The following is a 25,021-nucleotide window of genomic DNA, read 5'->3' as shown; positions in this document are numbered from 1 at the left end:
CGTGAATGCGAAATGGGGGGATTGGTCATTTCAGGACGGCCTGGAACGCGAGTTCACCTGCCTGCCCGGCCGTCACCGGGCTGGGCAGGCGCCACCGGACGTGGGTGACATCGTCGGCGACGGCGGGGCGCAGCGTGCCGTCGGGCATCGCCACCCGCAGCGTCGCCAGGTCGCCGAAGGTCCGGCCGTCGACCGACACCTCCGGCGCGGCGGGCGTCGCCGCCGCGCGGCGGAAGACGACGTTGCGCGGCACCGGGTTGGCGAGCACGAGGTCGCGGATCGGCGCGGTGCCGGTGTTGCGATAGGCGAGGACGACGGTGATCCGGTCGCCCGGCATCACGCGCACCGCGGGAACCAGCGTCGCGCGGGTCGAACCGTCGGCGGCGGTGGTCCGCCGTTCGACCATCATCCGGCTGGCGATCGTCAGCGGGCCTGCGGCGGCGGCGACGGCGACGGCCGGCGCCGCCGCGGCGATCGCAAGCGCCGCGATCGCGACATGGGCTGACAGACGGACTCTCATCGCAACACTCCTCACTGGATCGAAACCTTGAACTGGACGATGCGCGTCGTGGCACCGGCGACATCGCCCAGCGTCACCGCGATGCCGGCGTCGTCGGCGCGGCCCGCGTCGTCGCCGGCCGCGTCGCTGAGCGGCGCGCCGTCGAGCGTCAGGCTGCCGGGGACGTAGAGCGTGCCCTGCGGGATCGGATCGTCGATCCGGACGGCGGCGGCGGCACGCAGGATGCGCGCCTCCAGCCGATAGGTGATGATCGCGCCGTTGACCGGGCGGTCCGACCCGTCCGGGGCGCGGACGCTCTGCGACTTGACGAGCTGTGCCGCGGGCGGCGGCGCGGCGCCGATCGCCACCGCCAGCGTCGCGCGCGCCGTGGTCGCACCCGTCACCGCATCGCCGCCGCCGTCGCCCTGCCCGGCGAAGACGGTGCCGGCGGGGCCGGTGCCGGTGACGGCGCGCGCGGTCACGTCGATCGTCGCGACCGTGACGGGCGTCGCAGCGGGATCGACCAGCACGAGCAGCCGCAGCGTCGCGCCCGGATCGAGCGCCGGCGTGCGCCCGTCGGTCAGCAGCGCATCGGTCGCGGCATCGAACCGGCCGTCGCCGTCGCGGTCGATCGCCACGCCGCGGATCGTGACGGTGGCGTCCGACGGTTGCGCGGCAAGATCGAACGCCTCCGACCCGTTGCCGCGATTGACCAGCACCACCGCGACCGCACCGCCGCCGCTACCGATGTCGACGCGTGCGTCGTTGCCGGGATCGAGCGTCAGGTCGAGCCGCTCGGCGACGGTCAGCGATGCCGGGTTGGATGGCAGCGTGCGCTCGCCGTCGCCGTCGCGTACCGACAGCGTCGCGACGTTGACCACGCGCACGCCGGCCCGCGTCTGCGCACCGGCACTGCCGGACATCGCGAGCATCGGCATGCCGACGAGCGAGGGGACGAGCAGGGGGACGAGCAGCGCGACGCGATGGCGCCCGCCCTTCCCCCTGTGTCCGCCCAAGAATGCCATCGCCCGCAAAGTCCGTCCCGAGTTCTTTGACCCGGGATGAAAATCGACGGTGGTGCTTAAACAAAATTTACGGAACCGAATCGGGCGTCGATTGTTTGGTCGCACCCGTTTTGGATTTCATGCGGAATTGCGATCGCGCACCGGCGTGTCGGGCAGGGATTGCCCGGCCGCGCGTGGATACATCGTCGATGCGAATGGTGCCGCGGTACTGACCTATACCGGTTCCGGCGATCGACGGCTGCGCATCAGCGGCGAATCGGACGCGCGGTCAGACCGCGCCGAGCCGCCGCAGATACGCCGTCACCGCGACGAAGCCATGGTCGCTCAGGGATATTTCCATCCGGCGCCGGTCGATCGGATCGATCACGCGATCGATCAGCTTCAGCTTGTGCAGATGATCGATCCAGCGTTGCGACGTGGTCACCGGCGCGTGCGCGCTCGCCACCAGCGTCTTGACGTTCATCGTGCGCCGCTCCTCGTGCGCGACGAACAGCGCCAGCAGCATGTCCCAGGCGGGTTCGTGGAAGAGTTCGGCCGGAAAGTGATCGAACCGGGCCATACGCTGCGCCAGCAACTGCTTCGCCAGTTCGCGCGGATCGAGCTGGCCCGGGCCGGCCTCGTCCGGTGCCTCGTCCTCCGTCGCCAGCCTGTCCGCACGCGTGCCGAACTCGATAGCGATCGCCGAGAGCTGCGTCGTCAGGTCCTTGACCAGAACCGCGATGGACTCATTTGGCACGTCGCACTCCCCGTAGCGTCGTCAGCACGGCCTCGACCTTTCACCGGCCCGCCGAAAAAAACAAGTATCTCCGTGCTATGACGTAATGGGTCATATCCTGTTCAGTGAAGTGGGCGACGTTGCATCCTTGTTGTTGCCGAAACGTTTCTGGTTACACGGTCGGCACCCGCTGCGTGCCAAAAGGATCCCGGTGCCCGTTCCTCCCATAGCGTACTGCAATGCTGTCGGCACCGCGGTGCCGGCCCACGATATCCACGATGCTTTCATCGCCTGGGCGAGCGCCCGGGTCGAGCCGCGCGCCCGCGCGGTGTTCGCGCGCATGGCCGCGCGGGCCGGGATCGACCGGCGCTGGTCGGTGCTGCCGGGCGTCGACGGTGCGAGCGCGGTGGATGCCGGCGGCTTCTATGCGGACGCCTCACCCGGCACCGCGGCACGCATGGCGGTCTATGCCGCCGAAGCGCCCCCGCTGGCGCTGGCGGCGGTCGCGTCGCTCGCCGAACGGGTCGACCTCGCAGGCGTCACGCATCTGGTCGTGGCGAGCTGCACCGGCTTCGTCGCACCGGGCATCGACCAGATCCTCGCCGCGCGGCTGGGGCTCGATGCCGGGACGGAGCGGCTGCTGATCGGGTTCATGGGCTGCTATGCCGCGGTCGTCGCGCTGCGCAGCGCGCGCCATATCGTCCGCTCGGACCCGGCGGCGCGCGTGCTGGTGGTGACGGTCGAGCTGTCGTCGCTGCACCTTCAGGAGGAAAGCGCGGTCGAGCCGCTGCTCGCCATGCTCCAGTTCGGCGACGGTGCCGCCGCGGCGCTGGTCACCGCGGACCCCCACGGCATCGCGCTGGGACAGCCTTTCGCCGCGAGCCTGCCCGACAGCGCCGAACTGATCCGCTGGGCGATCACCGACACCGGCTTCGCGATGCACCTCGACGGCGCGGTGCCGGCGCGGATCGGCGTGGCGCTGGGCGAGGCGGCGTTCGCCGGGCGGATCACCGGCGGCGCAGACCCCGCAGAGCTGTTCTGGGCGGTCCATGCCGGCGGGCGATCGATCCTCGACGCGGTGCAGGCCGCGCTGCACCTGCCGCCCGATGCGCTGGCGCCGTCGCGCCGCGTCCTCGCGGACAACGGCAACATGTCCTCGGCGACGCTGATGTTCGTGCTCGCACGGCTGCTCGCCGATCCGCCCGCGGCGCGCGACGGCGTCGCGCTCGCCTTCGGTCCCGGCCTCGCCGCCGAGGGGCTGGCGCTGCGGTTCGCGCCATGAGCCTGACGGTGCGCGCGCAGGCCGAGGAGCTGATGGACGCCGACGACCTGCCGGCGGACACCTATGCCGCGGTCGTCGCCGACCTCGCGCGGGTCAATACGGTGACGATGGCGGCGCGGCCGACGCTCGACTTCCTCGCCCGCGCCACCGCCGGCACCCGGTCGCTCCGCCTGCTCGACGTCGGCTTCGGCGACGGGGACATGCTCCGCCGGATCGCGCGCTGGTGCGCGAAGCGGGGGATCGCCGCCGATCTGGTCGGCATCGATCTCAACCCGCGCAGCGAGGCCGCGGCGCGCCTGCATACCCCGCCGGGTCTGCCGATCGCATGGCGGACGGGGGATTACGCCGACCTTGCCGGGGAGGGCTGGGACATCGTCATCTCCAGCCTGGTCGCGCATCACATGACGACCCGGCAGCTCATCGGCTTCCTGCGGTTCATGCAGGCGGAGGCGGCGCGCGGCTGGCTGGTCAACGACCTCCACCGCCACGGTTTCGCGCATGCCGGCTTCCCGCTGCTCGCCCGCCTCGCCCGCTGGCATCCGATCGTCCGGCACGACGGCACGCTGTCGATCGCGCGGTCCTATCGCCCCGCCGAATGGCCACCGCTGCTCGCCGCGGCGGGTATCAGCGACGCGCGCGTCTATCGCGCCTTTCCCTTCCGCCTCTGCGTCGAACGCCTGTGCGCCACGTCGCCGCGCTGATCGTCGGCGGCGGCCCCGCGGGCTCCGCCGCGGCGATCCGGCTCGCGGCGCATGGCGCGCGGCCGCTGCTGGTCGAGCGGCACGCCGATGCCGATGCGCTGTGCGGCGGCTTCGTCAGCTGGCGGACGATCGACCGGCTCGCCGGGTTGGGCGTGGACGCCGATACGCTCAACCGCGACCGGCTGACCCGCGTGACGCTGTTCGCCGGCGATCGGGTGCGCGAGGCGGCGCTGCCGCGACCGGCGCTCGGCGTATCGCGCCGCCACCTCGACCGCGTGCTGCGCGCCGCGGCGGTGCGCAGCGGCGCCGCGGTCGAGACCGGCGTCACCGTCCGCCACGTCGACGGGCTTGCCGCGCACCTCGCCGACGGCGCGGTGCTGAGCGGCGACGCCCTGTTCCTCGCGACCGGCAAGCACGACCTGCGCGGACTCGCGCGGCCCGCCGCGGCGCGCGGCGACGACCCGACGCTCGGCATTCGCGTGCGGCTGGCGGCATCCCCCGCCCTGACCGCCGCACTCGCGGGGCGGATCGAACTGTACCTGTTCGACCGCGGCTATGCGGGGATCGCGTTGCAGGAGGATGGCAGCGCCAATCTGTGCATGGCGGTGCACCGGTCGCGGCTGCACGCGGCGGGCAGTCCGCACGACCTGCTCGCCGCACTCGGGCGCGCCCAGCCGCAGCTCGCCGAGCGGCTGGCGCACCTCGCCCCCGGCGAACCGGTCGATGCCATCGCCAACGTCCCCTATGGCTGGCGCCAGCGCCGCGGCGTGCCGGGCCTGTTCCGGCTCGGCGACCAGGCCGGCGTCATCCCCAGCCTGGCCGGCGAGGGCATGGGCATCGCACTGGGCAGCGGCATGGATGCGGCCGACGCCTGGCACGCCGGCGGGCCCGCCGCCGCCGCCGCGTGGCAGGCGCGGTTCGGCCGCCGGCTGGCCCGGCCGCTGGCGGTCGCGGGCGCGGTGCGGCGGGTCGCCGAAGGCGGCTGGTCGGCCGCCGCAGTGGCGATGATGCCGCCGGGGCTGATCCGGATGATGGCGCATGCGACGCGATTGACCCGCTGACGGTTGACGTGGCGCCCCGCCCTCCCGAGATTGGCGCCATGGATCACATGAACCTTTCGGAAACCGAGTGGCGCAAGCGGCTGACACCGGCGCAATATCACGTCCTGCGCGAGGCGGGGACCGAACGCGCCTTCGCTGGCGCGCTGACCGACAACAAGGCGGACGGCCTGTACCATTGCGCCGCCTGCCACCTCGACCTGTTCGACAGCGCCGACAAATACGACAGCGGCTCGGGCTGGCCGAGCTTCACGCAGCCGATCGCGGCCGATCGCGTCGCCGACCACAGCGACACCAGCCACGGCATGACCCGTACCGAGACGCGCTGCGCCCGCTGCGACAGCCATATGGGCCACGTCTTCCCCGATGGCCCGCCGCCGACCGGCCTGCGCTATTGCATGAATTCGATCGCGCTGGAGTTCCGCCCGCGCAAGGCGTGACCGGGTCCCGCCGGCCGGTCGCGCGCCCGCGCGGTTCGCGGCTTGTCGGGGGTGGCGTTAACCGGTAATCGCAACGGTCTTCATGGCCCGTGCGCGTACATCCCGCTCCGCTCCCGCTCCCCGCTCTCGCTGGCGCCGCCGGATCGTCGTCACCCTCCAGATCCTGATCGGGCTCGGCGTCCTGGCGCTCGCCGGCCTCGCCATCGCGGTCTATGTCGCGCGGTCGCAGCTGCCGAGCTTCGACGAGCTGAAATCCTCGCCCAACGGCCAGATGATCCGCGTCCACGCCGCCGACGGCAGCGTGATCGTGTCGATGGGGCCAAGCTATGGCGAATGGCTGCCCTATGGCCGTATCCCGCGGGTGATGCGCGACGCCACCGTCGCGGTCGAGGACCGGCGATTCTACCAGCATCCCGGCGTCGACCCGGTCGGCATCCTGCGCTCGGTGATGATCCGCTACGAACGCGGCCGCTGGATCCAGGGCGGATCGACGATCACGCAACAGCTCGCGCGCAACGTCTTCCTCAACAACCAGAAGAAGTTCGGCCGCAAGTTCCGCGAATGGATCCTGGCGCTGGCGCTGGAACGCAAGTTCAGCAAGGCGCAGGTGCTCGAACTGTACCTCAACAAGGTCTATTACGGCGGCGGCGCCTATGGCATCGATGCCGCGAGCCGCAAGTTCTTCGGCCACGGTGCCGGCGACCTCAGCCTCGCCGAGGCGGCGGTGATCGCGGGCCTCGTCAAGGCGCCCTCCAACTATTCGCCGACCGCCGACGCGCAGGCCGCGGTCGGCCGCGCCGGCGTCGTGCTCGATTCGATGGTCCGCTACGGCGCGATCACGCAGGCGCAGGCGGACGACGCCGATCCCAAGACGCTGAAGCTCGCGCCCGAACCGCGCCAGAACAGCGCGCGCTACTTCACCGACTGGGCGCTGCCGCAGCTCGACACGCTGATCGACGAGACAGAGGCGCCGCTCGACGTGTGGACGACGCTCGACCTCGGCATGCAGCGCGATGCCGATGCGGCGATCCGGGCGAACGCACCCGCCGGGGCGCAGGGCGCGCTGGTCAGCCTCGACCGTGACGGCGCGGTGCGCGCGATGGTCGGCGGCAAGGATTACGTCTCGTCGATCTACAATCGCGCGACGCAGGCGCAGCGGCAGCCGGGATCGTCGTTCAAGCTGTTCGTCTATCTCGCCGCGCTGGAAGCGGGCCACAAGCCCGAGGATTCGGTGGTCGACGAGCCGGTGACGATCGACGGCTGGAGCCCGCGCAACGATTCGCGGCGCAATTCCGGTGCGGTGACGCTGCGCACCGCCTTTGCCTATTCGCTCAACACGATCGCCGCCAAGCTGGGTCAGGAGGTCGGCTTCACCACCGTCGCCGACATGGCGCGCCGGTTCGGCATCACGACGCCGGTCAACACGCACCCGTCGATGGTGCTCGGCACGTCCGACGTCCGGCTGATCGACATGACCCGCGCCTTCGCCAGCGTCGCGGCGAAGGGCGTGGCGGTCACCCCCTATGGCATCACCCGCGTCACGGCGAACGGGCAGGAAATCTATCGCCACGAGGTGGACCGCAGCCGCGTGCTGGTCGCGCCCTATGTCGCTGCCGAGATGACCGACCTGCTTCAGACCGCGGTCAACACCGGCACCGGCCGCGCCGCGCAGATCGGACGCCCGGTGGCCGGCAAGACCGGCACCACCACATCGTCCAAGGACGGCTGGTTCCTGGGCTTTTCGAGCGGGCTGACCACCGGCGTGTGGATGGGCCGCGACGATGCGCGCCCGATCGCGGGCCTGCACGGCGGCACGGCGCCGGCGCGCGCCTTCGCGGCGTTCATGAAGCCCGCGACCGCCAGCCGCCCGATCGAACAGTTCGAGACGCAGGTGACGCTGCCCGAATGGCAGCTGGAACCCGACGAGGAGACCTATTTCGGCCAGCCCGATGCCGAGACGGGAGGCCAGATGGTCGACGAGAACGGCAACCCGATCCCCCAGCCGCAGGCCGAGGACCAGCAGCCGCAGCAGCCCGGCGACGACGGCACGCCGCCGCCGCCGCCGGCGCCCCCCGGCCAGCCCGCGCAGCAGCAGCTCGACGACCTGATCGAGCGCGTCACCGGCCGCGATGCGCCGCGCGAGGCACCGGCCCGCGACGAGCGCCGCGATCCGGCGACGGCGCGGCCGCTACCCCGGGACGGCGCGCCGGCGAACCGCCAGCCGCTGCAACGTCCGCTTCAGGACGAACGCCCGACCCAGTGAAGCCCCGCGCCGTGCGCGCGCAGCCATGCGCGTGCGGGGTGGGGATCGCTCCCGTACAGGTGCTCGACGAGCGCATGGAAGGCGGGTGCGTGGTTCATGTGGACGCGATGCGCCACCTCGTGCGCGACCGTCGCCCGCCGCACCCAGCCGGGCGCGAGGATCAGCCGCCAGCTGTAGCGGATCGCGCCGTCGTGCGCGCAGCTGCCCCAGCGTCCGCGCGCATCGCCGATCGCCACCGTCGCGACGGTGACGCCGGCCGCCGCGGCGTAATGCGCGGTCTCCGCGGTCAACAGGTCGAGCGCCTGCCGCCGCAGCCACGCCTCGACGCGGCGCGGCAGCGTCTCGATCGGACCCGACACCGACAGCCTGTCCCCGGCGACCTCGATCCGGCGACGGGTGCCCGCTTCCCAGGCGAGCGTCAGCGGCACGTCGGCGACGGTCAGCACCATGCCCGGTTCGTAGGGCATCGGCCGCGGCAGCCGCGCGCGCTGTTCGGCGATCCAGTCCGCCTTGCCCCGCGCCCAGGCGAGCGCGGGCTTCAGCGCCGCGCGTTTCGGCACCACCAGCCGGGCGCGCCCGCTGGCGGGATCGAGGCTTAGCCGGATCCGCCGCGCGGTGGGGTGGCGGACGACGTCGAAGGGGTCGCTCACAGCTCCCGGTCGACGATATGGTTTTCGAGGTCGCCGACGTCGTCCTCGCTGACCGTCCAGCCGCGTACCGACACGCCGGCGCGATGCACCGATTCGCGATCGCCGCTGATGAGGTAGTGCCAGTCGCGCAGCGGTTCGCCCGCGGCGCGCAGCCGATAGGCGCAGGTCGACGGCAGCCAGTCGATGCCGCGCACGTTGCCCGCGGTCAGCCGCACGCATTCGGGCACATAGGCACGTCGGTGCTTGTAGTCCGAACAGAAGCCGGTGCGCCGGTCGAGCAGGCGGCAGGCGACGTTGGTCGCCACCACCTCGCCCGTGTCCTCGTCCTCGAGTTTGTGGACGCAGCATTTGCCGCAGCCGTCGCAGAGCGCTTCCCACTGGCCGCGATCGAGCTGTTCGATCGGCCGTTCCCAGAACCTATCCATGATCGCCGGTCACGCCGCCCATCGCCTTATCTCGTCCGCCACCGCCTGCGCGCCCTTGTCGGACGGCAGGATCGCCAGCGGCTTGCCGTCGGGATCCATCAGGTAGGTGGTGCGGCTGTGGTTCACCAGATAGCCGCCGCCCGGCTGCCGGTCGCCCTTGCCCGCGAACACGGCATAGGCCTTCGCCACCGCCGCGATCTGCGCCGGCGTGCCGGTCAGCCCGACCATCCGCGGGTGGAAGTTGGCGACGAAGCTTTTCAGCACCGCGGGGGTGTCGCGCTCCGGATCGACGCTGACGAACACCGGCACGATCCGGCGGGCGAGCGCGGGGTCGCTCCTGTCGAGGATCGCCAGCCCCTTGCCGATCGCCGCCGCGTCGGTCGGGCAGACGTCCGGGCAGAAGGTGTAGCCGAAGTACATGATCCGGTATTTGCCCGCGAACGTGCGGTCCGTCACCGGCCGCGCGTCCTGGTCGACGAGCGCGAACGGGCCGCCGATCGTCGCGCCCGCCAGCGGCGGTGCCTCGCGCGGGGTCGCGGCGGGCTGGCAGGCGACGACGGCCAGCGCCGCGACGGGGAGCAAACGCAGAATGTTCATGACCATTCCAGCTGTGATCTGTTACCGCCGGCCCCGCAAGCTCTCGTCTTCAGGGAACCGTCCATGATCCGCCCGTACCTCCCGATCGCCCTCGTCATGGCTGCGGCCGCGGTACCCGCCGCCGCGCAGCAGCAGTCGGAAAGCTACAAGTTCCTGTCGGCGATCGAGAAGGAGGACGGCAAGGTCGTCACCACGATGATTGAGACGCCGGGCAGCACGATCATCAACACCAAGGCGGTGACGACCGGCAAGGGCGCGCTCCACATCCTGACCGGCCATTCGGGCAGCCTGTACATGCAGTATCTGCTCCAGCACAAAGCCGATCCCAACATCCGCGATTCGAAGGGCAACACGCCGCTGATGCTCGCGGCGCTGGCGGGGCGCGACGACCTCGTCGACCTGCTGCTGACCTACAAGGCCAATCCAAACCTCGCCAATTCGTCGGGGCAGAGCGCGCTGATCCTCGCGGTCAACGCGCGCAACGAAGCGATCGCGCGCACCCTGCTGGCCAAGGGCGCCGATCCCGACCAGACCGACAACATGGCCGGCCTGTCGGCCCGCGCCTATGCGCTGCGCGATTCGCGCAACCCGGCGATGGTCGCCCTGTTCAAGGACACCCCCAAGAAGGTGCGCGCGCAGGTGGCGGGACCCAAGCTCTAGCGCGCCAGCCCGACCAGACGCGCGACCTCGGCAAAGTCCGACGCGACCGCATCGACCCCCAGCGCGTGCAACCGGGCGTCGTGGCCGATGCCGCAATGCGTGCCCGCGCACAGCCCGATGACATAGCCCCCCGACGCCACTGCGCCGGTCGCGCCCACCGGCGAATCCTCGATGATCGCGCAATCGGCGATGGCGACGCCGATCGCCTGCGCGCCATGCCAGTACAGGTCCGGGGCGGGCTTGCCGTTGGCGACATGTTCGCGCCCGCTGTAGACATGGTCGCCGAACGCATCGGACAGGCCGATATGGTCCAGGTGGCGGCGGATCCAGCGCGTCGGGCTGGACGATACCACCGCGCGCGGCAGGTCGGCGGGCAGAGCGCGGACGAACGCCACCGCGCCCGCGACCGCGTCGATCCCCGCCGCCATCGCGCGCGCATCCTCCGCCTCGCGCGCCGCCTCGAAGCTGGCGGGCAACGGCCCGCCGATCCAGCGTTCGATCGCGGCGCGGAAGTCCTTGCCGGCGAGCCCCATGAAATTCGCCATCGAATCCTCGGGCGTGGTCGGATGCCCCGCCGCGGTCAGCCATTCGGCGATCTGGCGGTTGCCGGCATATTCGCTTTCGATCAGCACGCCGTCGAAGTCGAACAGCAATCCCGCGACGGTCATGCCGCCGCGCTCCCGCGCGCGCCGAACAGCGCGCTGCCGACCCGGACGTGGGTGGCGCCGAGCGTCACCGCGGTCTCGTAATCCGACGACATCCCCATGCTGAGCGCCGGCAGCCCGGCCTCGCGCGCCAGCTTGGCGAGCAGCGCGAAATAGGGGGCGGGTTCGACGTCGGCGGGGGGGATGCACATCAGCCCGGCGACGGGCAGGCCGGCGGCGCGTGCCCGCGCGATCAGGGCGGGAACGTCGGCGATCCCACAGCCACCCTTCTGCTCCTCCGCGCCGATGTTGACCTGGACGAAACAGTCCGGCCGCCGCCCGGTCCGCGCCATCGCCTTGCCCAGCGCGTCGACCAGCGACGGGCGGTCGACCGCATGGATGGCGTCGAACAGCGCCACCGCATCGTCCGCCTTGTTGGACTGCAACTGGCCGATCAGGTGGAGCGCCACGCCGGGATAGTCGGTCCGCAGCGCGGGCCATTTCGCCTCCGCCTCCTGCACGCGATTTTCACCGAAGACGCGGTGCCCGGCGTCGAGCAGCGGCCGGATCGCCTCCGCCGGATGGGTCTTGGACACGGCGATCAGCGTCACGTCGGCGGCCTCGCGTCCGGCGAGTCGCGCCGCATGCGCGATGCCGGCGACGATCGTGTCGAGCGGCGTCCGGGCGGCAGAGGGAGTGGCAGCGGTCATGCGCGCCGCTATAGCGATGCGGTGGCCAATCTGAACCGCAATTGCGATCCGCGCCGCCACGCCTGGCTGATGACCGACGCGCGCATCGACGCGGTGCTGTTCGCGACGCTCCGCCGGCTGCCGCCGGGCGCGGGGGTGGTGGTCCGCCATCATCACCTGTCGGCCGTCGAGCGGCACCGGCTGGTCCTGCGCATCCGCCGGATCGCCCACGCCCGGCGGTTGCGGATCAGCGCCGCCGGTGCGTTGCCGGGCGCGCCATCGCACAGCGGCCCCCGCGCGCTGACTTATGCCGCGCACGACCGGCGTCAGGCCATCGCCGGCGTCCGGGCCGGTGCGGCGTGGCTGTTCGTGTCGCCGGTCCATGCGACGCGATCGCATCCCGGCGCGGCGCCGCTGGGGCTGCGCCGCGCGTCGACGATCGCGAGGGGGCTGGCGGCGAACCGGGTCGCGCTGGGCGGGATGACCGCCGCACGGTGGCTCGCGTCACGCGATCTCGGGTTCGACGGCTGGGCGGCGATCGACGGGCTGACGCAGCGACGCCCGTCGGATCAGAAGCGGAAGGCGGTGCCTACATAGACCGACTGGCTGTCGCGCCGGTCGTCGTCGAGCCGCATAAGCCGTTCGCGATCCGAGCGATAGCGCATGCCCGCGGTCACATCGAGATTGCGGGTCAGCGAGTAGGAACTGCTGACGTCGACCGAATAGCTCGCCATTTCCTGCGTCAGCTTGGGTGCCGTTTCGATCGGCCGATCGGCGACCGCGATCACGCGGCTGCTCGCACGGCCGGCGCGATAGGTGACCGCGACATCGGTCGATTCGCGGCTGCCCGGGATCGGCCCCAGGTCGATGCGGTTGACCGCGCCGGAGACGGCGAACCGCTTCCACCCGAGCGACACGCCCAGATTGTACGCGATCGGCTGGATCCCGACCGTCGGCGCCTGCACCACGCCCGAGCGGACGTTGTCGACGAGCGCGGCGCGGTTCGACCGGGCGCGGACCGCGACGGTCACCGCGCGCTTGTCGAGTCGCGCCTCTGCCGGCGTGAAGCGGAATTCGGCGTCGTCGAGGCCGCCACGCGCGATCGCCGCAGCAAGGCGGGGATCGGCAGCGGCGGGGGTGAAGGAACCGGCGAAGCGCACCGGTGTCGTCCGCCGGGCGGGCTGGGCGCGTTCGCTGGCCCCGAAGGCGGGCGCGACGAGGACGCCGGCGGCAACCAATGCCCCCGCCATCACTCCAGCCATCGCACGCCGATCGGCACGCTTCACGAACACTTGCAGTCCCCTTTAGACCCGCTGCAACGCGCCTAACACGATTCCGGGCCGCGCCAATATGGAAGCTTTGCTGCCCGGTGCATCATTTTGTCTGACTGTTGCAATCGGCACACAGGTTTTGGGACCGCTACCGCCGAGGCAATCGCCGATTCGGGGCCGTCCAAGCGTCGCTTGCGGGTGCACCGCCGCATCTATAGAGCGAAGGCGCCCTTTTTATCGCAGGACAGTTTCGCCCATGATCCGCTCGTTGCGCACCGCCCTCATGGTCGCCGTCATCGCCCTGCCGCTTGCCGCATGCGGTGGCCGCGGCGGCAATGCCGTCGCCAAGACCGACCTCGCCGCGTCGAAGGTCACGACGATCGGCGTCAACGCCTATCTGTGGCGCGCCAGCCTCGACACGCTGTCGTTCATGCCGCTGCTCCAGACCGATTCGAACGGCGGCGTCATCGTCACCGACTGGTACGTCAATCCGCAGGTCCCGACCGAGCGGATGAAGGTCACCGTGTCGATCCTGGACCAGGACCTGCGCGCCGACGCGGTCCGCGTCGCGACGCTGCGCGAGGTGAACCGCGGTGGCCAGTGGGTTTCCGCCCCCGTCGCCGCCGCCACGACGCAGAAGCTCGAGGACGTCATCCTCACCCGCGCCCGCGACCTGCGCCGCGCCTCTATCGCCGGCTGATGCCGGTGCGGCGCCGCACGCCATCGCCGGATGCCGGGCCGCGCCGCATTTCGAACGGAATACGAGAATGGTAACGCGTTTCAACGCGCTGACGGCCGATGCCGCATGGCAGAAGGTCTGGGACGATCGCCAGACCTTCGCGGCCCGCGACGACAGCGGCAAACCGCACAGCTACGTGCTCGAGATGTTCCCCTATCCCTCGGGGCGCATCCACATGGGGCACGTCCGCAACTATACGATGGGCGACGTGCTCGCGCGGTTCCGGCGGATGCGCGGCTATGAGGTGCTCCACCCGATGGGCTGGGACGCGTTCGGCATGCCGGCCGAGAATGCGGCGATGGAAAAGCAGGTCCATCCCGGCACTTGGACCCGCGCCAATATCCAGACGATGAAGGCGCAGCTGAAGCGGCTCGGCTTCGCGCTCGACTGGTCGCGCGAACTGGCGACGTGCGAACCCGATTATTACGGCCACGAACAGGCGCTGTTCCTCGACATGCTCGCCGCGGGCCTCGTCTATCGCAAGGAATCGGCGGTCAACTGGGACCCGGTCGACATGACCGTGCTCGCCAACGAACAGGTGATCGACGGCCGTGGCTGGCGATCGGGCGCACTGGTCGAGAAGCGCAAGCTGTCGCAATGGTTCCTGAAGATCACCGACTTCGCCGACGAACTGATCGAGGGGCTGGGCCGCCTCGAACACTGGCCCGACAAGGTCAAGCTGATGCAGGAAAACTGGATCGGCAAGAGCCAGGGGCTGACCTTCGGCTTCGCCGTATCGGACGGCGGCATGGTCGAGGTCTTCTCGACGCGGCCGGACACGATCTTCGGGGCGAGCTTCGTCGCGGTCGCCGCCGATCACCCGATCGCGCAAGGCATCGCCGACCGGCCCGGGGTCGCGGCGTTCATCGAACGCTGCAAGCAGGGCGGCACCACCGCTGCCGAGCTGGAAACGCAGGAAAAGCTGGGCTTCGACACCGGCCTGACCGCCGCACACCCGTTCGACCCCGAACGCCGCCTGCCCGTCTACATCGCCAATTTCGTGCTGATGGACTATGGCACCGGCGCCGTCATGGGCGTGCCCGCGCACGACCAGCGCGACCTCGATTTCGCGCGGAAATACGGCCTCGAGGTCCGCCGGGTCGTCGCCGACGGCGAGGCGATCGATCCCGTCTTCGCGGGCACCGACGCCTATACCGGCCCGGGCGCGCTGGTGAATTCGCACTTCCTCGACGGGCTCGACGTGGAGGACGCCAAGCGCGCCGTCATCGCCCGCGCCGAGGCCGGCGGCTGGGGCAAGGGATCGACCGTGTTCCGCCTGCGCGACTGGGGCGTCAGCCGCCAGCGGTACTGGGGCACGCCGATCCCCGTCATCCATTGCGAGGCCTGCGGCGTCCAGCCGGTCCCCAAGGACCAGCTGCCCGTCGTATTGCCCGAGGACGTGTCCTTCGCGATCCCCGGCAACCCGCTCGATCGCCATCCGACGTGGAAGCACGTCGCCTGTCCCGCCTGTGGCAAGCCCGCGGTGCGCGAAACCGACACGCTCGACACCTTCGCCGATTCGAGCTGGTATTTCATCCGCTTCGCCAGCCAGCCGCAGGACCGGCCGTTCGACCGCGCGGTCGTCGAGCGCTGGCTGCCGGTCGGCCAGTATATCGGCGGGGTCGAGCATGCGATCCTGCACCTGCTCTACGCCCGCTTCTGGACGCGCGCGCTGAGGCACATGGGCCAGCTAGACGTCGCCGAGCCGTTCACCGGCCTGTTCACGCAGGGCATGGTGACGCACGAGACGTACAGATCCGCCGACAACCGCTGGCTGTCGCCCGACGATGTCCGCGACGGCGTGGAGATCGCCACCGGCAACCCGGTCACCGTCGGTCGCATCGAAAAGATGTCGAAGTCGAAGAAGAACACCGTCGACCCCGAACCGATCGTCGACCGTTACGGCGCGGACGCCACCCGCTGGTTCATGCTGTCCGATTCGCCACCCGAGCGCGACCTGCCGTGGAGCGAATCGGGGATCGAGGGCGCGTGGCGCTTCGTCCAGCGATTGTGGCGGCTGTTCGACCTCGACGGCGCCGCCGCCGGTGGCGACGCGGCGGATGCCGCGCTCGACCGCAAGCTCCACCAGACCATCCGCGGCGTCGAGCAGGATATCGAGGCGCTCGCCTTCAACAAGGCGGTCGCGAAGATCTACGAATTGTGCACCGCGATCGAGCGGGCGGGACCGTCGCGGTCGCGCGACGATGCGGTCGTGACGCTGATGCGCCTCGTTGCGCCGATGGTCCCGCACGTCGCCGAGGAGGCGTGGTCGCAGCATGGCTTCGCCGGCCTGATCGCGGACGCGGCCTGGCCGGCGGTCGATCCGGCGCTGCTGGTCGAGGACGAGGTGACGATCGCGGTGCAGGTCAACGGCAAGCTGCGCGATACGCTGACCGTCGCGAAGGACATCGCGCGCGACGAGCTGGAGGCGATGGCGCTGGCATCGGACAAGATCGCGCGTATCCTCGATGGCAAGGCCCCGAAGAAGGTGATCGTCGTGCCCGGACGCCTCGTGAACATCGTCGCATGAGCCGGCTCGCGCCACGCCTGCTGATGCTGGCACCGCTTGCGCTGCTGGCGTCGGGCTGCGGCCTCAAGCCGCTCTACGGCGGGGGCGCCGGCGGCGCCGTCGCGACGACGCTCGCCGATGTCGAGGTCGCGCCGATCGACGGCAAGTCGGGATGGCTGATGACCAATGCGCTGCGCGACCGCCTGGCCGCATCGGGCGCCCCGCGCTACCGCCTCGACGTCCGGCTCGACGACAGGATCGCCGGCTTCGGCGTGCGGCGCGACGACAGCGTGACGCGCGAACGCCGCACCCTGCGCGCACGGTTCCAGCTGGTGAACCTTGCCGACGGCAGCGTATTGATCGATGCGACCGCCGGGTCGGATGCCGGCATCGACGTCGTCCAGTCCGAATATGCGACGATCGCGGCGGAGAATACCGCGCTGGAACGGCTCGCCGGCATCGTCGCCGACCAGATCGTCGCCCGCGTCGCGCTCTACGCGCAGCGCCGCCCGGCACGATGATCCCGGTGCGGGAGCCCGGGCCGTGAAGGCCAATGCGCGCGACATCCGGTCCGCGCTCGAACAGCCCTCGCCCGATATCCGCCTGTACCTGCTCCACGGCCCCGACGGATCGGCGGCGCAGGAGCTGGCGCACGTGCTGGCGAAGGCGATGGGCCCGGACGCCGAGCGCGTCGACCTGGACGGCGCGACGCTTCGCGGCGACCCCGCGCGCCTGGCCGACGAGGCCGCCTCGCTGTCGCTGTTCGGGGGCGCGCGGCATATCCGCGTTTCGCCCGCAGGGGAGGAATGCCTGGACGCGTTCACGACGCTGCTCGCCGCCGATCACGCGGGCAATCCGGTCGTCGCACTGGCACCGACGGTCAAATCGACCGCGAAGATCGTCAAGCTCGCGATCGATTCGCGCCGGGCGATGGCGTTCGCCGCCTACGAACCGAGCGCCGCCGACTTCGAACGGATCGCCGCGACGATGGCCCGCGAGCACGGGTTGCGACCGAGCAACACCGCCGCGGCGCGGCTGGCGGCGACGTGCGGCGGCGATCGCGCCGTGCTCGCGCGCGAGATCGAGAAGCTGGCGCTGTTCCTCGACGCCGCGCCGGAGCGGCCGCACGACCTCGACGACGACGCACTCGACGCGGTCGGTGCCGATCTGGGCGAAGCGGAGATGACGCGCGTCGTCGATGCCGTCGTGACCGGGCACACCGCGATCCTTGGCGCCGAGCTGGCGCGGCTCGGCGATGCCGGCACGTCGCCCATCCCCTGGCTGCGGCTGCTCGCCCGGCGGCTGATGACGCTTGCGGAGATGAAGGCGGAGATCGACGCGGGCGCGACGCAGGACACCGTCTTCAAACGCCACCGCGTGTTCTTTCGCGAGGAGGCGAGCACTGCCCAGGCACTGCGTCGCTGGACCCCGGCGATGCTGTCCACCGCGCTGACGCGGGTTCGCCACGCCGAGCGTGCGGTGATGGCCAGCGGCAATGCCGGCAGCGTGCTGGCGAACCATGCGCTTACCGAGCTGACACGGGGCGTCGAGCGACGCGGCTGACCGGCGGGATCGCGGCCGTGCCGCGCGCTACCGGAGGACGCGGTCGAACAGCGCGAGCGCCCAGCCCGTCGCGGCGACGAACAGGGCGGGATCGTACCGCGGTCCCTCGTCGCGCAGGAACGCATGCTGGGCGTTCACCTCATGCCACGCATAGCTCGCGCCCACCGCCTCCAGACGTCGTCGGATCGCCTCGCGCCCTGCGAACGGCACGTGCGGATCCTGTCGTCCGAAGACGAACAGCGTTTCCGCGCGCAGCTCCGCAATCCGCGCCAGCGAATCGTCGGCCCGCCCCGCGCCGAGCGTCCCCGAATGGATATCGGTGGGGTAGAAGAACGCCGCCGCCATGACCCGCGGATCGAGCGCGGCACGATAGGCAAGATGCCCGCCCAGACAGACGCCGATCGTGCCCAGCCGACCGCAGCACGCCGGATGCGCCGCCAGCGCGCCCAGCACCTGGACGGCATCCGCATCGAACGCCGCGACGGGCTTGGTGATCTTCAGCGCGTTGCCCCGGTCGGTCCCGGCCGGGTCATAGGCGAGCACCGTCCCCGGTGCCTCGAACTCGTGATACACTTCCGGTACGGCCACGACATAGCCGTGCCCGGCGAGGAAGGCGGCGAGCCGCCGGATCGGTGCCGTGACCTGATAGATTTCGGAATAGAGCACCAGCCCGGGGTAGCGCCCGTCCGCCACCGGCCGGAACCAGTGTACCCGCATAGCGCCGGTGGCCGTCGGCAGGTCGTCGAACGCGTCCGACCGCAGGATCATCAGATCGTATCGCCGGTCAGCCGCTGGCAGACCATGTCGAGCTGGTCGAGCGTCGAATAGGTCAGCGTCAGGGTGCCGCCCCCCTTGTCGCCATGCGCGACGCGGACGTGGAGTCCCAGCAGGTCGGACAGCTGCCGTTCGAGCGCGGCGATGTCGGCATCCGGTGCCGGCGCATAGGCATGGCCGCGATCGCGCGCGGCCCCTGCCCGCGCCGGCTTTGCGCCCTTGGCGAGCTTTTCGGTTTCCCGCACCGACAGGCCACGCTGCACGACCTGCTCGGCCAGCGCCTCGACATCGCGCGATCCCAACAGCGCGCGTGCATGCCCCATCGACAAGGACCCATCGGTCACCCGATCCTGGACGGCCGCTGGAAGTTCCAGCAATCTCAACAGGTTGGCAACATGGCTCCGCGACTTATGGACAATCTTGGCCAATGCTTCCTGCGTGTGGCCATATTCGCCCGCGAGCCGTTGATAGGCCTGCGCTTCCTCGATCGCGTTGAGATCCTGGCGCTGGATGTTCTCGATCAGCGCGATCTCGAGCGTCTGCGCGTCGTCGAATTCCCGGACGACGACGGGGACCTCGTGCAGGCGCGCCCGCTGCGCCGCACGCCAGCGTCGTTCACCGGCGACGATCTGGTAATCGTGTCCATGCGGCCGGACGACGATCGGCTGGATCAGGCCACGCGACGCGATCGACGCGGCCAGTTCGTCGAGCAGGGCGTCGTCGAAATGTCGCCGAGGCTGATCGGGATGCGGCGTCAGCGCGCTGACCGGCAGCATCCGCACGCCGGTCGGTCCCTGCCCGTTGGCGCCCGGTGCGACCGGCGCTTCGGCTGCCATCTCGCCCAGCAACGCGCTCAGGCCACGCCCCAGGCCTCCGGGACGGCCGCGTTTGCCCGCATCGCTCATGCCGCCACCGCCGTCGCCTGGGGCAGGCGGGCGATCATCTCGCGCGCCAGATCGATATAGGCCTGCGATCCCGAACAGCGGTGATCGTAGATCAGCGCGGGCAGGCCATGGCTGGGCGCTTCGGAAAGGCGGACGTTGCGCGGGATCACCGTCTCGAACACCACGCGGCCAAGGACCGCGCGCACATCGGCCGCGACCTGATCGGTCAGGCGATTGCGCCGATCGTACATCGTCAGCGCGACGCCGAGGATGGCGAGGCCGGGATTGAACCGTTCGCGGATCCGCTCCACCGTCGTCAGCAATTGCGACAGGCCTTCCAGCGCGAAGAATTCGCATTGCAGCGGCACCAGCAGCTTGTCCGCCGCCACCATGGCGTTGATCGTCAGCAGTCCGAGCGACGGCGGGCAGTCGATCAGGATGATATCCCATCGACCCTTGACCGGCGCCAGCGCGCGATCGAGACGATGCGTGCGATGGTCGAATTCGACCAGCTCGATCTCGGCGCCCGACAGGTCCTGCGTCGCGGGCACGAGGTCGAGGCGGGGGACGCGCGTAGTGATGACCGCATCGGCGATGTCCGCTTCACCGACGAGGACGTGATAACTCGACCGCCCGCGCTGCGCATGGCCGACGCCAAGACCGGTCGACGCATTGCCCTGAGGATCGAGATCGATCAGCAGGACGCGCTTGCCCGTCGCCGACATCGCGGTGGCGAGGTTGATCGCGCTGGTGGTCTTGCCCACCCCACCCTTCTGATTCGCTACGGCAATTGTCGTCATCGCCCGGTTCCAGTCTTGCGGTCCACGATCAGGATCGAGGATTGGGGATCGGTCAAACTTTGTTCCACGTGAAACACTCTGCTGCGATCGCGGCGTAGGACGGCAAGATAGGTATCGTCGAGCTGACCGCGCGGCAGGATCCAGCGCGTCGCCGGTGTGGCGCAATGCTCGGCCGCTGGCAAAAGCTTTTCGACCGACGCGACCGCGCGGGCCGATATCGTTGCGAACGACCCGGTGACGGACTCGACCTTGCGCGCTTCCACAACAACGTGGCCCAGTCCGAACCGGTCGACGCATTGCTCAAGGAACGTCGCCCGCTTCTTGCGCGGCTCGACCAATGTGACGGGCGCATCGCCGAGCAAACCGATGACGAGCCCCGGGAAGCCGCCTCCCGTCCCGATATCCAGCCACGGGCCGCTATGTTTCACGTGAAACAAAAGCTGCGCCGAATCGAGCCCGTGCCGTACCCAGATCGTGGGTAGCGTCGATGGCGACACCAGATTCTGCCGTCCGTTCTCGTCCGCAACCAATTCGAGAAAGGCGGCAAGACGGTCGGTTCTGGCACTACCGAACCGTTCGGTCACGATTGCGCGGGCATCGTCTTCGGTCATGCCGCGCGCCGCTGCGCATATAGATAGATCGCCGAAACCGCCGCCGGGGTCACGCCACGGACGCGCGACGCCGCGCCCAGCGACATCGGCCGGGCGAGCCGGAGTCGCTCGATCATCTCGTTCGAGAGGCCCGGTATCGCAGCGAAATCGATTCCCCCCGGCAACGGCACTGCCTCGTCACGGCGCATCCGCGCGACCTCTTCGGCCTGTCGTTTCAGATAGGGGGCGTAGCGGGCATCCTCGACGACCTCCGCCAGGATAGCCGGATCGCGATCGACGAGGTCGGGCGCCACGATCGCTACCGACACCGATGGCATCCGCAGCCAGTCATACGCGCTCCGGCGGCTGCCATCCTGCGCCACCCTCGCCTCGGTCATATTGACCTGCGACGCGGTCAGCGTGTGCTCCAGCCCCGCGTGGATATGGCGGTGTTCGGAGCCCCGCCGCTGCTGGTGCCCGCGCCGTTCGACGCCGAGACAGCCGGTCGCCTCCGCAATCGCACCCAGCCGGGTTTCGGCGTTATCGGCACGCAACGACAGCCGGTATTCGGCGCGCGCGGTCAGCATGCGATAGGGTTCGGTGACGCCCTGCAACACCAGATCGTCGATCATCACCCCGATGTAGCTCGACGCGCGATCGAGGACGCACGGCGTCAACCCACAGGCGTCGGCCGCCGCGTTCAATCCGGCGATCAGCCCCTGCCCCGCCGCTTCCTCATAGCCGGTGGTGCCGTTCAACTGTCCCGCGCAATAGACGCCGGGGATCGCACCCAGCGCCAGCGTCGCGTCGAGCGCGCGCGGGTCGAGATAGTCGTATTCGACCGCATAGCCGTAGACGCTGATCCGCGCGCGCTCGAGGCCGGCGATGCTGCGGATCATCGCGTCCTGCACGTCCGCCGACAACGAGGTCGACAGTCCGTTGGGATAGACCGCATGATCCTCCAGCCCCTCGGGCTCCAGGAACACCTGATGCCCGTCGCGATCGCCGAAGCGGTGGACCTTGTCCTCGATCGACGGGCAATAGCGCGGCCCCTGCCCGCCGATCGCGCCGCCGAACAGCGGCGACCGATCGAGCCCTGCGCGGATCGCGTCATGCGTCGCAGCGCTGGTCCGCGTTACCGCGCAAGCGACCTGCGGCAGCAAACGGCGCGGCGTCATCGGCGACATCGTCCACGCCTCGACATCCGACGCCTGCTCCTCGAGCCGCGCCCAGTCGATCGTACGACCGTCGATCCGCGGCGGCGTTCCCGTCTTCAACCGTTCGAGCGGCAGCGACAGCGCACGCAGCTGGTCCGCCAGCCGTCGCGCGGGACGTTCCCCGATGCGCCCGCCCTCGTATCGCTCGTCGCCACGAAACATCCTGCCGCCGAGGAAGGTCCCGGTGGCGAGCACCGTCGTCCGTCCCGCGATCCGGCTGCCGTCGCCAAGCACCACGCCGGTCGCGCGGCCATGATCGAGTAGCAACGCGTCGACGTCGCCCTCGACGATCGTCAACGTCGGCAAGGTCGCGAGCATTCGCTGGATCGCCATGGCATAGCGTCCACGATCGGCCTGGACACGCGGCCCCTGCACCGCAGCGCCCTTGCTGCGATTGAGCATGCGATAGTGGATCGCCGCCGCGTCCGCTGCACGTCCGATCAGTCCATCGAACGCGTCGACCTCGCGGACGATATGCCCCTTGCCCAATCCGCCGATGGCGGGATTGCACGACATCGCGCCGATCTGGCGACGGTCGTGGCTGATGAGAAGGGTACGGGCGCCGCGCCTCGCGGCGGCGGCGGCGGCTTCGGTGCCGGCATGGCCCCCGCCGACGACGATCACGTCATACATGTGCCGCGCCTATGCCACGACGCCGTCGCCGTCAAAACTGTTCCACGTGGAACATCACTTGCCGATGCAGAACCGGCCGAACAGCATGTCGAGCATCGCCTCCGTCGCATCGATCCCCAAAATGACGGCGAGCGACCGCGTCGCCAGCCGCAATTGCTCGCCGAGCAGCAAGGCATCGTGTTCGTCCGGATCGAGCACGGCCAGCGCCGCGCTGCATGCCTGCCGCTCGCTGTCGCGAAACGCGATTGCATCGCCGCGCGGGACCATCGCCTCCGCACGCGCGGCGATGTGCCGCCATACGGCGGCGACGCTGGCGTCATCGGATTGCGCGACCGAGACGTCCGCATCGGGGAGCGCGATCCGACCGGTGGCGTCGGCACGCGCCCTTACCCACAGCGCGTCGTCACGCGGCGGCGGCGTATCCCCGAGCCACAGGAGTACGTCCGCGCGCGCGATCGCATCCGTCGCGCGCGTCACCCCGATCCGCTCGATCGGATCGTCGCTGTCGGTCAGCCCGGCGGTATCGGTGAGGACGTAGACCAGCCCGTCGCGCGTCACCGTCGCCTCGATCCGGTCGCGCGTCGTCCCCGCGATCGGCGAGACGATCGCGAGATCGCGCTGGCTCAGCAGATTGACCAATGTCGATTTTCCGCTGTTCGGCGGCCCGGCGAGGACGACCCGCACACCGTCGCGCAACCGCTCGACCGGCGGCATCGCCAGCACCGTGGCGAGGTCCGCCGCCAACGCGGCGATCCCGGACCGTACCGTCGCCATGGCAACGTCGTCCGCATCGACATCGTCCTCGTCGGCAAAGTCGAGTTGCGCCTCGACCAGCGCGCCGAGCGTCGCCAACCGGTCGAGCCAGCCGCGCACCCGCTGGCTGACCAGCCCTTCCGCCGCCGACAGCGCGGCGACACGCTGCCGTTCGGTATCCGCCGACAGCAGGTCGGCGAGCCCCGCCGCCTCGGCCAGGTCGATGCGCCCGTTCGCCAGCGACCGGCGCGTGAATTCGCCCGCGGTCGCCGGGCGCAGTCCGCGCTGTCGACCCAGCGCGGCGCAAACCGCGGCGAGCACCGCCCGCCCGCCGTGACAATGCAGCTCCGCCAGATCCTCGCCCGTGGCGGTCGCCGGTCCCGGAAAGATCAACACCAATGCACGATCGAGCAGCGCGCCGCCCTCGTCCCGCAGCGCCCGCACCCGCGCGGTCCGCGGCGGCGGCAAGGGTCCCGCGAGTCGCGCGACCGCAGCGATGGCCCCCGGCCCGCTGATCCGGATCACGCCGATCCCCGCCGGCGCCGTACCGCTCGACAGCGCGAAGATCGTGTCCATCAGCCGTTCGTAACGCCGCCCGGCTTGGTCGCCTGCTCGAACATCTGGCGCCACATCGTAAAGCCCGCCTCGCTCATCGGCGCCCAGCTCTTCATCATGTTTTCGAGCAATTCGGGACGCACCTGCCCGCTCATCGTTTCCAGCAAAGATGCGACGTACCGGTCGTGCAGCGGCGTCAGGTCGGGCAGCCCCATCGCGCGGCGCGCCTCCTCGGGCGTCAGATCGATATCCACGGTCACCTTCATCGCGCGTCGCCCCTTGAGCAGCCCTGTGACCCGCTGCATAGCCCAGCGGCCCGCAACGCGCGAGAGGACCCCCATGACCAAGACCATTCAGATCGAGACACTGGACGACCGCGGCGGTTTCGACGTGTACGTCGCCGAACCCGCCGGCACGCCGCGCGCGGCGATCGTCGTCATCCAGGAGATTTTCGGCGTCAATGCCGGCATCCGCAGCAAGTGCGACGCGCTGGCGGCGGCCGGCTATCTGGCACTCGCCCCCGACCTGTTCTGGCAGATCGCGCCCGGCATCCAGCTCGATCCCGACGTCCCCGACCAGATGCAGCAGGCGCTGGGCCTGATGGGCAAGTTCAATCAGGATGCCGGCGTCCGCGATATCGAAGCGACGATCCGCACCGCGCGGTCGCTGCTTGCCGACGGCCAGGGCGGCACCGGTCTCGCCGGCAAGGTCGGCGTCGTCGGCTATTGCCTCGGCGGGCGTCTGGCGTTCATGACCGCGGCACGGACCGACGTCGATGCCTCTGTCGGCTATTACGGCGTCGGGATCGATGGCCTGCTGGGCGAGAAGCATGCGATCGCGCACCCGGTGCTGCTGCACATTCCGCAGGACGATCATTTCGTCGATCCCGCGGCGCAGGCCGCGATGCACGCGGGGCTCGACGATCACCCCAAGGTCACGCTGTACGACTATCCGGGCGAGGATCACGGCTTTGCGACCGAGTTCGGCGACCGCCGCTCGGACGCCGCCGCGCGCGAGGCCGATGCCCGCACCGCCGCCTTCTTCGCCGACCATCTCGGCTGATCCGCGGCATCGCCCCGGCCGAC

The 25,021-nt window shown here is 70.4% G+C and carries 28 protein-coding genes; 12 read left to right on the top strand and 16 right to left on the bottom strand.

Annotated elements, in window-relative coordinates:
• Window positions 1-25: 25 nt before the first annotated feature.
• The 3 genes from LPN01_RS09150 to LPN01_RS09140 form a co-directional block, all read right to left on the bottom strand.
• Window positions 26-520: a hypothetical protein gene (locus tag LPN01_RS09150; protein WP_262828075.1), complete on the bottom strand. Its 495-nt coding sequence runs from the start codon at window positions 518-520 to the stop codon at window positions 26-28.
• Between the two features lie 11 nt (window positions 521-531).
• On the bottom strand, window positions 532-1,524 hold the full coding sequence (locus tag LPN01_RS09145; RefSeq protein ID WP_262828074.1) for a hypothetical protein: 993 nt from the start codon (window positions 1,522-1,524) through the stop codon (window positions 532-534).
• A gap of 268 nt (window positions 1,525-1,792) precedes the next feature.
• The gene (locus LPN01_RS09140; RefSeq protein WP_262828073.1) at window positions 1,793-2,260 is read right to left on the bottom strand and encodes a hypothetical protein; all 468 of its coding nucleotides are present in this window, start codon (window positions 2,258-2,260) and stop codon (window positions 1,793-1,795) included.
• 190 nt (window positions 2,261-2,450) lie between these two features.
• Between LPN01_RS09140 and LPN01_RS09135 the strand changes: the two genes are divergently transcribed.
• The 5 genes from LPN01_RS09135 to LPN01_RS09115 all read left to right on the top strand — a co-directional run bounded on the left by LPN01_RS09135 (window position 2,451) and on the right by LPN01_RS09115 (window position 7,983).
• Window positions 2,451-3,521 (top strand): type III polyketide synthase, encoded by a 1,071-nt coding sequence (locus tag LPN01_RS09135; protein ID WP_262828072.1) that lies wholly within the window; start codon window positions 2,451-2,453, stop codon window positions 3,519-3,521.
• Window positions 3,518-4,222, top strand: coding sequence for a methyltransferase domain-containing protein (locus LPN01_RS09130; RefSeq protein ID WP_262828071.1), 705 nt, complete (start codon window positions 3,518-3,520; stop codon window positions 4,220-4,222). The genes LPN01_RS09135 and LPN01_RS09130 overlap by 4 nt, the downstream gene beginning before the upstream one ends.
• Window positions 4,201-5,283: an NAD(P)/FAD-dependent oxidoreductase gene (locus LPN01_RS09125; protein ID WP_262828070.1), complete on the top strand. Its 1,083-nt coding sequence runs from the start codon at window positions 4,201-4,203 to the stop codon at window positions 5,281-5,283. The genes LPN01_RS09130 and LPN01_RS09125 overlap by 22 nt, the downstream gene beginning before the upstream one ends.
• Before the next feature lie 38 nt (window positions 5,284-5,321).
• Entirely contained in the window at window positions 5,322-5,720 is a 399-nt protein-coding gene (gene msrB / locus LPN01_RS09120; RefSeq protein ID WP_262828069.1) for a peptide-methionine (R)-S-oxide reductase MsrB, read from the top strand.
• An 82-nt stretch (window positions 5,721-5,802) separates the two neighbouring features.
• Window positions 5,803-7,983, top strand: coding sequence for a transglycosylase domain-containing protein (locus LPN01_RS09115; RefSeq protein WP_262828068.1), 2,181 nt, complete (start codon window positions 5,803-5,805; stop codon window positions 7,981-7,983).
• On the opposite strand, the gene LPN01_RS09110 is transcribed toward LPN01_RS09115, so the two are convergent.
• The 3 genes from LPN01_RS09110 to LPN01_RS09100 are packed head-to-tail and all read right to left on the bottom strand — an operon-like array spanning window position 7,959 to window position 9,655.
• On the bottom strand, window positions 7,959-8,633 hold the full coding sequence (locus LPN01_RS09110; RefSeq protein ID WP_262828067.1) for a M48 family metallopeptidase: 675 nt from the start codon (window positions 8,631-8,633) through the stop codon (window positions 7,959-7,961). The genes LPN01_RS09115 and LPN01_RS09110 overlap by 25 nt on opposite strands.
• Window positions 8,630-9,058, bottom strand: coding sequence for a YcgN family cysteine cluster protein (locus tag LPN01_RS09105; protein WP_262828066.1), 429 nt, complete (start codon window positions 9,056-9,058; stop codon window positions 8,630-8,632). Before LPN01_RS09105 ends, LPN01_RS09110 begins: the two co-directional genes overlap by 4 nt.
• A 9-nt stretch (window positions 9,059-9,067) precedes the next feature.
• Window positions 9,068-9,655: an SCO family protein gene (locus LPN01_RS09100; RefSeq protein ID WP_262828065.1), complete on the bottom strand. Its 588-nt coding sequence runs from the start codon at window positions 9,653-9,655 to the stop codon at window positions 9,068-9,070.
• Between the two features lie 63 nt (window positions 9,656-9,718).
• Here LPN01_RS09100 and LPN01_RS09095 point away from each other — a divergent pair, with 63 nt between their 5' ends.
• Entirely contained in the window at window positions 9,719-10,315 is a 597-nt protein-coding gene (locus tag LPN01_RS09095; protein WP_262828064.1) for an ankyrin repeat domain-containing protein, read from the top strand.
• On the opposite strand, the gene LPN01_RS09090 is transcribed toward LPN01_RS09095, so the two are convergent.
• Entirely contained in the window at window positions 10,312-10,983 is a 672-nt protein-coding gene (locus LPN01_RS09090) for an HAD family hydrolase (protein WP_262828063.1), read from the bottom strand. The two genes, LPN01_RS09095 and LPN01_RS09090, sit on opposite strands and share 4 nt — an antisense overlap.
• Window positions 10,980-11,669 (bottom strand): YggS family pyridoxal phosphate-dependent enzyme, encoded by a 690-nt coding sequence (locus LPN01_RS09085; protein ID WP_262828062.1) that lies wholly within the window; start codon window positions 11,667-11,669, stop codon window positions 10,980-10,982. The genes LPN01_RS09090 and LPN01_RS09085 overlap by 4 nt, the downstream gene beginning before the upstream one ends.
• A gap of 21 nt (window positions 11,670-11,690) precedes the next feature.
• Between LPN01_RS09085 and LPN01_RS09080 the strand changes: the two genes are divergently transcribed.
• Window positions 11,691-12,245 carry a thiamine phosphate synthase gene (locus LPN01_RS09080; RefSeq protein WP_262828061.1) on the top strand — a complete coding sequence of 185 codons (555 nt, stop codon included), beginning with the start codon at window positions 11,691-11,693 and terminating at the stop codon, window positions 12,243-12,245.
• Here the strand turns inward: LPN01_RS09080 and LPN01_RS09075 are convergent.
• Complete coding sequence (locus LPN01_RS09075) at window positions 12,218-12,898, bottom strand: hypothetical protein (protein WP_262828150.1); 681 nt, start codon at window positions 12,896-12,898, stop codon at window positions 12,218-12,220. The two genes, LPN01_RS09080 and LPN01_RS09075, sit on opposite strands and share 28 nt — an antisense overlap.
• A 277-nt stretch (window positions 12,899-13,175) precedes the next feature.
• On the opposite strand from LPN01_RS09075, the gene LPN01_RS09070 reads away from it, so the two are divergent.
• The 4 genes from LPN01_RS09070 to holA all read left to right on the top strand — a co-directional run bounded on the left by LPN01_RS09070 (window position 13,176) and on the right by holA (window position 17,730).
• On the top strand, window positions 13,176-13,619 hold the full coding sequence (locus tag LPN01_RS09070; protein WP_262828060.1) for a DUF3576 domain-containing protein: 444 nt from the start codon (window positions 13,176-13,178) through the stop codon (window positions 13,617-13,619).
• A 67-nt stretch (window positions 13,620-13,686) separates the two neighbouring features.
• Window positions 13,687-16,188 carry a leucine--tRNA ligase gene (leuS, locus tag LPN01_RS09065; protein ID WP_262828059.1) on the top strand — a complete coding sequence of 834 codons (2,502 nt, stop codon included), beginning with the start codon at window positions 13,687-13,689 and terminating at the stop codon, window positions 16,186-16,188.
• Window positions 16,185-16,688, top strand: coding sequence for an LPS assembly lipoprotein LptE (lptE, locus tag LPN01_RS09060; RefSeq protein WP_262828058.1), 504 nt, complete (start codon window positions 16,185-16,187; stop codon window positions 16,686-16,688). Before leuS ends, lptE begins: the two co-directional genes overlap by 4 nt.
• Before the next feature lie 22 nt (window positions 16,689-16,710).
• The gene (gene holA, locus LPN01_RS09055) at window positions 16,711-17,730 is read left to right on the top strand and encodes a DNA polymerase III subunit delta (protein ID WP_262828057.1); all 1,020 of its coding nucleotides are present in this window, start codon (window positions 16,711-16,713) and stop codon (window positions 17,728-17,730) included.
• Window positions 17,731-17,757: 27 nt separating this feature from the next.
• On the opposite strand, the gene LPN01_RS09050 is transcribed toward holA, so the two are convergent.
• Genes LPN01_RS09050 through LPN01_RS09020 form a run of 7 tightly spaced genes read right to left on the bottom strand, consistent with a single transcriptional unit; the run spans window position 17,758 to window position 24,202 of the window.
• Complete coding sequence (locus LPN01_RS09050; RefSeq protein ID WP_262828056.1) at window positions 17,758-18,498, bottom strand: dienelactone hydrolase family protein; 741 nt, start codon at window positions 18,496-18,498, stop codon at window positions 17,758-17,760.
• Window positions 18,498-19,409: a ParB/RepB/Spo0J family partition protein gene (locus LPN01_RS09045; RefSeq protein ID WP_262828055.1), complete on the bottom strand. Its 912-nt coding sequence runs from the start codon at window positions 19,407-19,409 to the stop codon at window positions 18,498-18,500. The genes LPN01_RS09050 and LPN01_RS09045 overlap by 1 nt, the downstream gene beginning before the upstream one ends.
• The gene (locus tag LPN01_RS09040; RefSeq protein ID WP_262828054.1) at window positions 19,406-20,188 is read right to left on the bottom strand and encodes a ParA family protein; all 783 of its coding nucleotides are present in this window, start codon (window positions 20,186-20,188) and stop codon (window positions 19,406-19,408) included. The genes LPN01_RS09045 and LPN01_RS09040 overlap by 4 nt, the downstream gene beginning before the upstream one ends.
• Window positions 20,185-20,799 (bottom strand): 16S rRNA (guanine(527)-N(7))-methyltransferase RsmG, encoded by a 615-nt coding sequence (gene rsmG / locus LPN01_RS09035; protein ID WP_262828053.1) that lies wholly within the window; start codon window positions 20,797-20,799, stop codon window positions 20,185-20,187. The genes LPN01_RS09040 and rsmG overlap by 4 nt, the downstream gene beginning before the upstream one ends.
• Entirely contained in the window at window positions 20,796-22,628 is a 1,833-nt protein-coding gene (gene mnmG, locus LPN01_RS09030; protein WP_262828052.1) for a tRNA uridine-5-carboxymethylaminomethyl(34) synthesis enzyme MnmG, read from the bottom strand. Before mnmG ends, rsmG begins: the two co-directional genes overlap by 4 nt.
• Window positions 22,629-22,682: 54 nt before the next feature.
• Complete coding sequence (mnmE, locus tag LPN01_RS09025; RefSeq protein ID WP_262828051.1) at window positions 22,683-23,957, bottom strand: tRNA uridine-5-carboxymethylaminomethyl(34) synthesis GTPase MnmE; 1,275 nt, start codon at window positions 23,955-23,957, stop codon at window positions 22,683-22,685.
• Window positions 23,957-24,202 (bottom strand): DUF6489 family protein, encoded by a 246-nt coding sequence (locus LPN01_RS09020; RefSeq protein ID WP_262828149.1) that lies wholly within the window; start codon window positions 24,200-24,202, stop codon window positions 23,957-23,959. The genes mnmE and LPN01_RS09020 overlap by 1 nt, the downstream gene beginning before the upstream one ends.
• Before the next feature lie 73 nt (window positions 24,203-24,275).
• On the opposite strand from LPN01_RS09020, the gene LPN01_RS09015 reads away from it, so the two are divergent.
• The gene (locus LPN01_RS09015; RefSeq protein WP_262828050.1) at window positions 24,276-24,998 is read left to right on the top strand and encodes a dienelactone hydrolase family protein; all 723 of its coding nucleotides are present in this window, start codon (window positions 24,276-24,278) and stop codon (window positions 24,996-24,998) included.
• The last annotated feature ends 23 nt before the right edge of the window (window positions 24,999-25,021 follow it).

The sequence above is a fragment of the Sphingomonas sp. A2-49 genome (assembly GCF_025548555.1).
Classification (GTDB): Bacteria; Pseudomonadota; Alphaproteobacteria; order Sphingomonadales; family Sphingomonadaceae; genus Sphingomonas.
The sequence above is the reverse complement of the archived record's forward strand: the minus strand, read 5'-3'. Positions and strand labels throughout refer to the sequence as shown.